Source organism: Streptomyces sp. NPDC059477 (assembly GCF_042749375.1).
Taxonomy (GTDB): domain Bacteria; phylum Actinomycetota; class Actinomycetes; order Streptomycetales; family Streptomycetaceae; genus Streptomyces.
Genome location: NZ_JBHYUG010000082.1, coordinates 26,996 through 37,013 on the forward strand (window position 1 = coordinate 26,996; position 10,018 = coordinate 37,013).

The following is a 10,018-nucleotide window of genomic DNA, read 5'->3' on the forward strand; positions in this document are numbered from 1 at the left end:
CCGCCCGGTCGCTGCCCCCGCAGGCCGACGTGGGGGCCCGCCTCGCTCCAGGAGGCGCGGGAGCGGGTCTCGGCCGCGCTGCGCTGCGCGACCGGCGGCCCGCCCCCGACGGGACGGTCCGCCTGGATCGCTCGCCGCTGGACTGTTCGCGGTCGTCTCGTCCTGCTGGACGCCGGGGGCCACCGGGTTCATCCCGTGCACACCGGGATGACGGCCGCGCCGAGCGAACCGGCCAACCCGCCGCAGGAGTGAGATACCCGAGGCATGGACCTCCCCGCATGTCTGCCACCGGGACGGCACCGACCCGCTGATCGTCGAGACCGTCGGCACCCCGGCCCGCTGAGGCGACCGAGGCCGTCGAGCGTCACTTCACCGAATCCAGCCGGATCGGAGTCCGGTGAGGAGGTGCCGCCCCTGGGCGCACAGACCATCGACGCGGCACTGCCGGACCTCGCCCCGACGCTGCCGTCCAGCCGCAGGTCCGGGTCCGCGCGCTGATGGCCGTGGCAGGCGTCGCGGCGACCACCCGGGCGCTGGGTGTGCCGATGGTGGAGGCGGTGAACGCGATCCTCCAACTCCTGGGCACGCGGTAGTGGAGGTAGTGGAGAGAGAAGAAGTGACTCCGTGCGGCGGTCCGGCCTCGTAGACGGAAGCGTGGTGGGGCGATCGAGGGTGTCAACGAGGAACTGTCGGCCACCCCATGACAAAGAGGCTCAAAGGTGATCTGTCGGGATCGATGACAGGCAATTACATTCGGTGCTCGGTCGGTCACTTCAGATGATCTGGGAGTTCGCATGAGCACACCCAGCAACATTCCTCCGCCCGGCGGGGACAGCCCGAAGGGGCCCACGGTCTTCCAGGGCTCTCCCATCAGCACCTCCACGGTATGGAGCAACGACCCGTGGGTTCCCACCACCACCGGTATATGGGTGGACCTGCCCGGAGCGCTCATCCCCGCGAACATCGGCCCCGGTACCCCCAGCTATGCCGGCAACTTCATCGTCACGTTCACGGCCGAGTCGCTGCTGAAGGCGAAGGATGACAACGGGGTCGTCTTCCTGGACGTCTTCTTCGGAGGCGAACCCGCCCACCCGCTCAGCGACAACCACCGGTTCGACAGCAGCATCGACATGGGCACCGAGTGGCGTTCCCTGACCACCGTGCGCGTCGCCACCATTGCCCCGTCCTTCACTCAGATCAAGAACGTGGACGCCCAGGTGCGCCTCCTGTACAAGACGGACAGCCCGCAGGAGTCCGGAATCCAGAACTGGACCCTGAGGGTCGACCGTTTCAACTGACGGGGCAGGCTCTACGCCGGACCCGCTGGTGAACGCCCCTCTCGCTACGGCTGGAGGGGCGTTCCGCGCCTCGGGGCACGGGCGCTCGGCCCGGTGCGGAGCCGCCGCACGTCCCGCACGAGCGTGTAGGCGGTGCTGAGGAAGATCGCAACTCCGGCCAGGACCCAGAGGACCGACGCCCCGGAGCGGTATTCACGAACGGTGAGAAGGAGCAGCATCACTCCGGCAAGGACGCCGAAGGCCGAGATCAGAGCGCTGACGCGGTGGGTCATACCGACATCTTCAACGACAACCTCGGCCGACGGAAGTGATCCAAACGAACCGGCGCCTGGCCGCTGTGACAACTCTCGCGTGAGCCTTCGCAGCAGGGTTGCCGCCGCCTAGGGTCTGCGGCCGTCCTGGCGGTCGGGTCCTACTTCTTCAGGTGCCGGTCGAAGAACCGGTTTCCGTCTTCCACCTCGAACCATGGGGTGCCGGTGTGGCCGCCCAGGTTGGCGTGGAGTGTCTTCTCCTTGGTACCGAAGGCGTCGAACAGGTCGAGGGCGCGCTGGCGGGGGTTTCCTTCGTCGTCCCATTGCAGCAGGAGCAGCAGGGGGATGGTGACCTGCCGGGCTTCTTCGCGCTGGGCCCGGGGGACATGGCCCCCGGCGAAGAATCCCGCGGCGGTGACGCGGGGTTCGGCCACCGTGAGGTGGATGCCGAGGGCGGTCCATCCGGAGTACCCGACCGGCCCGGCGGTCTCCGGCAGCGCGAGGAGGGCGTCCAGGGTGGTCCGCCATTCCGGGACCGCCCTTTCGACCAGTGAGCCGACGAGGGGCTCAAGGATCTCGTCGATGGGTTCGCCGTTCTGCGTCGCGCGGCCGAGGGCGGCGCGGGCCTGTTCGTCGGCGGCGGAACGGGGCCGGTCGCCGCACCCGGGGGTGTCGATGGAGGCCACCACGTAGCCGGATGCCGCGCAGTGCCGGGCACGGGCCACCAGCCGGGACGCCCGCCTGGGCAGGCCGTTGTTGTGGGCCATCAGGATCAGCGGGGCCGGTGCGGGGGATCCGGGCGTCCACAGGGTGCCGGGGATCTCGCCGAGGGTGAATTCGCGTTCGAGGACGCCGTCGTCGAGGCGCTGCTCGGAAGTGATGTGCATGGTCGTGCCTTTCGGGAACTCGCGTGAACGGCGCTCCCGGACGACCTATCGTCCGACCGTGACCCCGGAGGGGAGCACCCATGTCGATACTGCATTCACGGGTACCACCTCCTCGCCCTCTCGCACGGCCTCGGAGAAACTAGCAGGGGCCGGCCGTGGTCCGCCAACGGGTTTCCCAGGGAAGTCGGTCCGTACCGGCTCCTGGGCAGATTCGGAAGTGGCGGGATGGGCCGTGTCTTCCTCGGCAGGTCTCCCTCGGGCCGCCGCGTCGCGGTCAAGACGGTCCGGAACGAGATCGCCGATGATCCGGAATTCCGCGGGCGCTTCCGCCGGGAGGTCGAGCTGGCCATCAGGGTTGGCGGGTTCTGGACCGCCGCTGTGGTGGACGCCGACCCGGATGCCCCCGAGCCATGGATCGCCAGCGAATACATCCCTGGACCTTCCCTGCACCGAAGAGTCACCGACGGCGGCCCGTTCCCGGCAGCCGGGGTACGTGACCTGGGCATCGGACTGGCGGAGGCACTGGCCTCACCCGTACGGGCGCCCTCATCGGCACCCCGGCTTCATGTCACCCGAACAGGCCGTCGGCAGTGAGGTCGGCACGGCCAGCGATGTGTTCTCCCTCGGCGCGGTCCTCTCCTACGCCGCGACGGGGGCAGAACCGTTCGGCGCGGGTACTCCGGCCGCTCTCCTCTGTCGTGTCGTCAAGGAAGAGCCAGATCTCTCCGACGTTCCGGACGAACTGCGTTCCGTCATCGCACAGTGCCTCGCGAAGGACCCCGCGCGCACGCCTCTACCCACCGTGCTGGTCGCCCCGTTCGCAGGCGGTGAGCACCCCACCGAGCCGCTCCCCGAACTCCCAGAGCACGCGTCGACTCACCGCGGTGCACCGGCGGCCGTGAGCACCAGGCGGAACCGGCCGCAGGGAAGCATCCCCGCGGCCGGTGGGCGCGGTCAGCGGTCCGCTTCCCTGAGCGCGGGTGTCAACCTGGCCCACGGGTTGGGCAGTTCTCCCGTGACCGGGCCGGCGACCGCCGCGCCGCGCTCGTGCGCGGTCCGCACCGCGAGCGGGACCAGTACCTCGGGTACGCCGTAGACCAGATGACAGAACCGTTCCGGTGGGTGCCTGGTCGTCCAGTCCGGTCTGCTGAACGCCGACACATAGGTCGACCAGTGCCCTTCGAACGTCACCACCAGGTCCGCGATCCGCGCGTACCCCGGCGCCGGGTGCGCGCCCGGGTTGAGCACGACGGGAGAGGCGCCGAGCCGGCGCACACCGCGCACCAGCCGTCGGCACGCGGACAGTTCCTGCGGCGCGGCCGTCACCTGGTCGAGGAAGCAGCCCTCGGTGCCGTACCACTCGCGGTGGCGCAGCACATCGCGCATCACGTCGGCGGGCGGGCGGGTGCCGTAGTCGGTGTCGACATAGCCGAGCAGCCGCGCACCGGCCGCCCGCAGCGCCCGGGCCGCCGCCGTGAACGCGGGGTCGGGTTCCGTACCGGGACCGCTCGCCGGGTTCAGGATCACGCCATAGGTGTGCGAGGCCGACTCGATCAGGCGATGCCACGCGCCGGGATCCTCTGCCGGATGGACGTACAGCGGAACGAGCAGGCTCACGAAACCCGGACGCCTTCCGGCCGTGCCGCCCGGTCCCACAGCGCGCCCAGTGAGTCGTCAAGGGTGTACGAGGGGCGCCAGCCGAGCGCGGACCCCGCGGCCGTGATGTCCGAACACTGCCACGAGACCTCTCCGGACCGGGCCGATCCGCCGCCGCTCTCCTCGATCCGCCCCCGGAACCCCGCGATCCGGGCCAGCGCCCGCACCAGGTCCCGTACCCGGGTCGCCTGCCCGCCGCCGATGTTGAGAACCGCTGGCAGCGGCCCGGGCGCCCGCGCCGCGAGCGCCGCCGCCCGTGCCACGTCCCGCGCGTCGACGAAGTCGCGGTACGCCGACAGGTCGCCCAGCCGGACCACCGCGTCGGGGTCGTCGCCTGCCGCGCGCAGCTGTCCCGCGAGCCGGCCCGGCAGCCCGGTGACCGGCGACCCGGCCCCGAGCGGGTTCCCGACCCGCAGCACCACCGCGTCCAGCCCCGACGTGGAGACGGCGACCGTACCGGCGAGCTTGGTGGCGCCGTACACGGAGAGCGGTCGGGTGGCCGCAGACTCCGTCACCTTGGAGTGGAGCGTGCCGGGGCCGTACTCGGCGGCCGACCCCAGATGGACCAGCCGCGCCGACGGCGCCGCCTCACGCAGGGCGGCACACAGGACCGCCGGGCCCCGGGCGTTGACCTCGGCGAGGGTCACGGCGTCGCCCCCGGTGGCACCCGCGCAATTGATGACCGCGTCGGGCGCGGCTTCGGTCAGCATGCGGGCCAGGTCGTCCGGGCGGACCGTGGCGAGGTCCGTGCCGAACCCGGCGGCGGAGGACCGGCCACCGCCGAGCACCCGCACGCCCTCAAGGGCGCGCAGATGCCCGGCCACATGGCCGCCCAGATAGCCGGTGAGGCCGAGGACGAGAATGCGCATCGGGTGGTCAGGCTCCCTTGAGCAACAGCGACTTGCGGGTGGTGAACTCGGCGTTGGCCTGGTCGTAGTCGTCCGGACGGCCGATGTCCAGCCAGTACCCGTCGAACTCGTAGGCGTGCGGTGCGTCGCCGCGCCCGAGCAGGTCGAGCACCAGCTCGTCGAAGCCCAGCGGCAGCCCCGGGGTGTAGCCCTCCAGCGTGGACCGGGACAGCCCGTACACGCCCATGGAGACGCGGTAGTCCATGCTGGGCTTCTCGGTGAAGGCCACGACCCGGCCGTCGGTGGTGGTCAGCACCCCGAAATCTATGTGCACCTTGCGGGCGTACGTCGCGATGGTGAGCGGCGCGTCGGACGCGCGGTGGGCGCCCAGGACGTCCGCGTAGTCGAGGTCGGTGAGGATGTCGCCGTTCATGACGAGGAACGTCTCGGGCAGCTTGTCCATCATGGTGACCAGCGGGCCCATGGTGCCCAGCGGGCTTTCCTCGGTGACATAGTCGACGGCCATGCCCCACTGGCTGCCGTCACCCACGTAGGCGCGGATTATCTCGCCGAGATGACCGATGGCGATGGTGGCTCGGGTGAAGCCCGCCGCCGCGAGCTGCCGCAGCACGATCTCCAGAATGGCGTGCTGGTCGCCGATCGGCACCAGCGGTTTGGGCAGGGCGGTGGTGTAGGGCCGCAGCCGGACGCCCTTGCCTCCCGCCAGGATCACAGCATGCATGGGACTCCTTCTTGGTGTCCGTCGGGTGCTTCGTGTCTGTCGTGGACGTGTCCGTGGTGGACGTGCCGTCTGTCAGATGTTGTAGATGCCGGTCTTGTACCGGGCGAGGTTCGCGGGGTCGCGGAAGAACTCCACGGTGTGGGCGAGGCCTTCCTCCAGCGAGTGCGCGGGCCGCCAGCCGGTCGCGGCCGTCAGCCGGCTCGCGTCGGCGACCAGGCGCATCACCTCGGAGTTCGCGGGCCGGATGCGCGCGGAATCCTCACGTACGTCGACGTCGGTGTCCATCACCTTGCCGATCAGCGCGACCAGGTCGCCGACCGAGATCTCCCCGCCGGTACCGGCGTTGAAGGTGCGCCCCACCACCTGCCCGGCGGGCGCGCCGCCCACGGTGAGGAACGCCTGCGCGGTGTCCTTGACGTAGCAGAAGTCCCGGGTCGGACGCAGATCGCCGAGGGTGATCGTGCGTTCCCCGGCGGCGAGCTGGCCGATCACGGTCGGGATCACGGCCCGCATCGACTGGCGCGGACCGAAGGTGTTGAACGGCCGCAGTGTCACCACGGGCGTGTCGAAGCTGGCGTAGTAGCTGTCCGCCAGCCGGTCGCCGCCCGCCTTCGAAGCGGCGTACGGCGACTGGGTGTTGATCGGGTGGTCCTCGGTGATCGGCACCGTCTGCGCGGTGCCGTACGTCTCGCTGGTCGAGGTGTGCACCAGCCGGGGCGTACCGAGGGCGCGCACCGCCTCCAGCACATTGAGCGTGCCGGTGACATTGGTGTCGACGTAGCTGTGCGGCGCCTGGTACGAGTACGGGATCGCGATGAGCGCGGCCAGATGGTAGGCGCAGTCGGCGCCTTCGAGCAGGGAGCGGACCGATCCGGGGTCCCGGACATCGCCGAGGACGATCTCGACCTGGTCGAGGACGTCCTTCGGCAGGGTCTCCAGCCAGCCGTAGGAGGAGAACGAGTTGTACTGCGCCATGGCCCTCACCCGGTGCCCCGAGGCGACCAGAGCCTCGGTGAGGTGGGAGCCGATGAAACCCTCGGCTCCGGTGACGGCGGCGAGTGGTGCGGTGGTCAACGCGTACTTCCTTTCGACTGGTGGTGCGGGGTGGGCGGGCTTCTGCGGGCTGAGTGCTGTGGACTGAGTTCTGCGGACTTGGGTCTGTGGACTGAGTTCTGCGGACTTGGGTCTGTGGGTCGAGTCATGTGTGGCGGGGGCGGTACGTCGTCCCGCCGGGCGGCAGTGCGCGCCGCACCCGGCGGGCGGGCGGACCTCATGCGTGGGGTGCGGGCCGTCCCAGCAGGCGCAGCGCCCAGAGGAGCAGGGCCAGCGTCGCCGCGCCGGCGCAGGCCGACAGGGCGTCGAGGGCCATCGGAGGGTCGGCCAGGGTGAGTGAGCCGGCCACCGCGGCGGCGGCCAGGGACAGCACGGCGGGAGGCCAGGCCACCCCGAACGCCTGGAGCAGCAGGGCGATCCACAGGGCCGCCGCGAGCAGCAGCAGCGGGACCGGCGGCGAGTCGGTGAGCAGCGCCAGCGGCAGCAGCGGCAGCAGATAGCCGCCGAGGCACAGGACGAGGACGCCCGCCGAACGCAGCCGGAACCCTGCCGGTGTCGCACTCGCCCGCAGCGCCGTCACGGACAGCCCCCGAAAGCGGTAGAGCAGCCATTCGGCGAGCCCCATGCTCACCGTCAGCACGATCACCGCCCAGGGTTCCTCCCGCCCGAGCAGCAGCACCAGCGTGCCCGCGGCCAGCCCGAACAGGCCGTACGGCAGCGAGCGGACGAGCGGGGGACGTACGGCGTCCGCCGCCGGGGGAGTGCTGGTGAGGGCGGTACGCAGTACCAGGCCGGCGGCACCGACCGCACCCACCAGCGCCAGCAGCGGCAGCCCGGCGCGCAGTGCCTCGCCCGGTTCCCACCACGGCAGTACCGCCGCCCCGGCGACCAACGGGGCCAGGGAGGCCAGCAGCAGCCGCTCCCTGCCCAGCACCAGCAGCGCGCCCGCCGCCGCGAGATACATCGACTGGGACGTCGCGGCGACCATCGCGGTGCCCGAGCCGGAGAGCAGGACGCCGGCCCCGGTGGCCACGGCCGCGCCGAGGGGAGCGCCCTTGAGCAGGGTGACGGCCGCTTCCCGGCGTCCGGTCGCCATCCGGGCGAAGGCCCGGTGGCCGAGCGCCTGCCCCCACGCCCAGGACACGAGACCGGCCACCACCAGTACGGCGAGGGCACTGTCGGCGTCCCACAGCGGCGAGGTGAGCACGTACGCCAGCCCCGGCAGCGCGAACAGGGCCCCGCGCAGCGCGGAGCGGACATGGTCGGGGCGCCAGGGGTCGGGTGGCGACTCGGGTTCCGGGAAGGAGCGCGGCACCTTCTCGTAGAGGGCGGCGGCCAGCGAGAAGAGGTTGCGGTGGCCGTAGCGCTCCTTGATCAGCTCACCGGTCAGGCCCTCCGACTCCAGCAGCGCGGCGACCTCGTAGGGATGCACGGCCGGACCGATCCGGTCGGCCAGCTCGGCCGCGAGTTCATCGACCGCGGCGTGGTCTATCTCGAACCTGGGCCGGCGCAGCGTCATCGTCTCGTCCCATCGCAGGGCCTTACGAAGCGGGGCTCTGACCAATCTCAGGGCCATGGTCTCGCCCTGTCTGCCGTCGGGATCGAGAGGCATCGGACCGCTCATCCGGCCATGCTCCCCGTGCTGATGACGGCCGTGCCCACGACCGGCTCCGGCTGGTGGGCGACCGGGTGCCGCATGCGGCCGGACGAGGCCAGTTCCAGGTAGATCGAGCGGAAGGTGTCGACGGTCTGGCGCAGGGTGAACTGCTCGATCACGCGCGCCCGGGCCGCCTCGCCCATCATGCGGCGGCGCCGCGGGTCGCCCAGCAGCTCCAGCGCGGCGTCGGCCATCAGCTCGGGATCGCGTGGCGGAACCACCAGGCCGGTGCTGCCGACGGCCTCGCGCACACCGCCGACGTCGGTGGAGACAGTGGCCCGCCCGCACGACATGGCCTCGATCAAGGTGAACGGGAAACCCTCGCTGATGCTGGAGAGCATCACGACGTTCCCGGCGGCGTAGGCGTCCTTGATGTCGTCGACCCGTCCCTCGAAGGTGACCGCGTCGCCATGACCGAGGTCCGCGGCGAGGGCCTCGCAGCGCTTGCGGTAGGCCTCGCCGCCGCGCGGCGTACCGCCGAACAGCCGGAGGGTGGCATCGGGGACCTTGTCCCGGACCAGGGCGAAGGCGCGTATCAGGGTCTCCAGGTCCTTGATCGGGTCGACCCGGCCGGCCCAGCTGAGGGTGGGTGCGGCCGGTTCGGGCCCGGCCGGGGGGAAGGCGCTCGGATCGACACCGTTGTAGACGGTGCGGATCGACTCGGGTGCGGCCCCGCCCTGTTCCTCCCACAGCCGGTTGTAGCGGTTGCCCGGGGTGATGAGCGCCGCCCGCCGGTAGGTCTCCTCGGCCAGCAGCCGGAAGAACCCGAGGACGACGGCCTTGACGGGCCAGCGGTAGGGGGCGGTGCGATAGCCGAGGTAGCGCTCCCGCAGATAGACACCGTGCTCGGTCAGCAGCAGCGGCACACCGTGCTGTTCGAGCGCGGCGAGCCCCGGCAGCGCGGCGACTCCGCCGCTGACCGCGTGCGCCACCCCGTCCTGGGGCGGCGGCGTGGCCAGCGGGCGCAGGGCGTGTTCCAGCAGGCCCGTCGCGGTGATCGCGTCATGCAGCGTCGGGCGGGCCTCCCGTACGGTCAGGCCCGGCCGGTTCCACACGGCGGTCATGAGGCGGATCGCCTGGTCGTCGCGGAGAAAGGGGCTGAGCGCGCCCCGCGCCGCGGCCCGCGCCATCGTGTAGAGGGCGGGGGCGAAACCGTGCTCGGCGCGCGGGTCGAGCACGGCCGTCAGGAACTGCTCGTAGGCGGCGGCGAGCTGATTGCGGCTCCGGCCGCGCGGCGGGCGGCCGTCGGGCGCGGGACCCCACATGGGGACCGAGGCCACGCGGGTGACATGGGCGGGAACGTCCCAGACGAGGGGTTCGCGTCCGGTGCCGGTCACGGCGATGACCTCGAAGTCGAGATCAGGCATTCCGGTGACGAGCTGGTCGCACCAGACGCTCACCCCGCCGTGACTGTGCGGGTACGTGCCTTCGGTGAGCAGGGTGACGCGCGTCGATGCGACACGGTGCGCGCCAGGAAAAGCGTGCATGGATGGGCTCCACGGCCGAGGTATGTGGTGGGCGGAGCGGCCCCCCGGGCCCCCCAAGGCGCGCCCCGGGGGGCGCGGGAGAGCCCCCGCCGCGGGGCGCGGGGGTCGGCCCCCCCCCCCCGCCCCCCGCCGGGGCCCC

The 10,018-nt window shown here is 71.7% G+C and carries 10 protein-coding genes; 2 read left to right on the forward strand and 8 right to left on the reverse strand.

All coding sequences use genetic code 11. The features are described 5' to 3' along the window. The first annotated feature begins 794 nt into the window (after nt 1-794). Nucleotides 795-1,298 (forward strand): hypothetical protein, encoded by a 504-nt coding sequence (locus ACFXAZ_RS30500; protein WP_384597737.1) that lies wholly within the window; start codon nt 795-797, stop codon nt 1,296-1,298. 44 nt (nt 1,299-1,342) lie between these two features. Here ACFXAZ_RS30500 and ACFXAZ_RS30505 read toward each other — a convergent pair whose 3' ends face one another. Together ACFXAZ_RS30505 and ACFXAZ_RS30510 are read right to left on the reverse strand one after the other, a co-directional pair. After that, complete coding sequence (locus tag ACFXAZ_RS30505; protein ID WP_384597739.1) at nt 1,343-1,570, reverse strand: hypothetical protein; 228 nt, start codon at nt 1,568-1,570, stop codon at nt 1,343-1,345. Nucleotides 1,571-1,710: 140 nt separating this feature from the next. Then, the gene (locus tag ACFXAZ_RS30510) at nt 1,711-2,436 is read right to left on the reverse strand and encodes a dienelactone hydrolase family protein (protein WP_384597741.1); all 726 of its coding nucleotides are present in this window, start codon (nt 2,434-2,436) and stop codon (nt 1,711-1,713) included. A 225-nt stretch (nt 2,437-2,661) separates the two neighbouring features. Between ACFXAZ_RS30510 and ACFXAZ_RS30515 the strand changes: the two genes are divergently transcribed. After that, a complete protein-coding gene (locus tag ACFXAZ_RS30515) occupies nt 2,662-3,030 on the forward strand; it encodes a hypothetical protein (protein WP_384597743.1) in 369 nt (122 codons plus the stop codon). A gap of 360 nt (nt 3,031-3,390) precedes the next feature. Here ACFXAZ_RS30515 and ACFXAZ_RS30520 read toward each other — a convergent pair whose 3' ends face one another. From ACFXAZ_RS30520 to pelF, 6 genes are all read right to left on the reverse strand, one after another. Next, nucleotides 3,391-4,053, reverse strand: a complete 663-nt coding sequence (locus ACFXAZ_RS30520) for a spherulation-specific family 4 protein (protein WP_384597745.1) — start codon at nt 4,051-4,053, stop codon at nt 3,391-3,393. Then, nucleotides 4,050-4,961, reverse strand: a complete 912-nt coding sequence (locus tag ACFXAZ_RS30525; RefSeq protein ID WP_384597747.1) for an NAD-dependent epimerase/dehydratase family protein — start codon at nt 4,959-4,961, stop codon at nt 4,050-4,052. Before ACFXAZ_RS30525 ends, ACFXAZ_RS30520 begins: the two co-directional genes overlap by 4 nt. Nucleotides 4,962-4,968: 7 nt before the next feature. Further along, complete coding sequence (locus tag ACFXAZ_RS30530) at nt 4,969-5,682, reverse strand: NDP-sugar synthase (protein ID WP_384597749.1); 714 nt, start codon at nt 5,680-5,682, stop codon at nt 4,969-4,971. A gap of 72 nt (nt 5,683-5,754) precedes the next feature. Beyond that, nucleotides 5,755-6,756, reverse strand: a complete 1,002-nt coding sequence (locus ACFXAZ_RS30535; protein ID WP_384597751.1) for a GDP-mannose 4,6-dehydratase — start codon at nt 6,754-6,756, stop codon at nt 5,755-5,757. Between the two features lie 196 nt (nt 6,757-6,952). Further along, nucleotides 6,953-8,359, reverse strand: coding sequence for a hypothetical protein (locus ACFXAZ_RS30540; RefSeq protein ID WP_384597753.1), 1,407 nt, complete (start codon nt 8,357-8,359; stop codon nt 6,953-6,955). Continuing rightward, on the reverse strand, nt 8,356-9,879 hold the full coding sequence (gene pelF / locus ACFXAZ_RS30545) for a GT4 family glycosyltransferase PelF (RefSeq protein ID WP_384597755.1): 1,524 nt from the start codon (nt 9,877-9,879) through the stop codon (nt 8,356-8,358). Before pelF ends, ACFXAZ_RS30540 begins: the two co-directional genes overlap by 4 nt. Between the last annotated feature and the right edge of the window lie 139 nt (nt 9,880-10,018).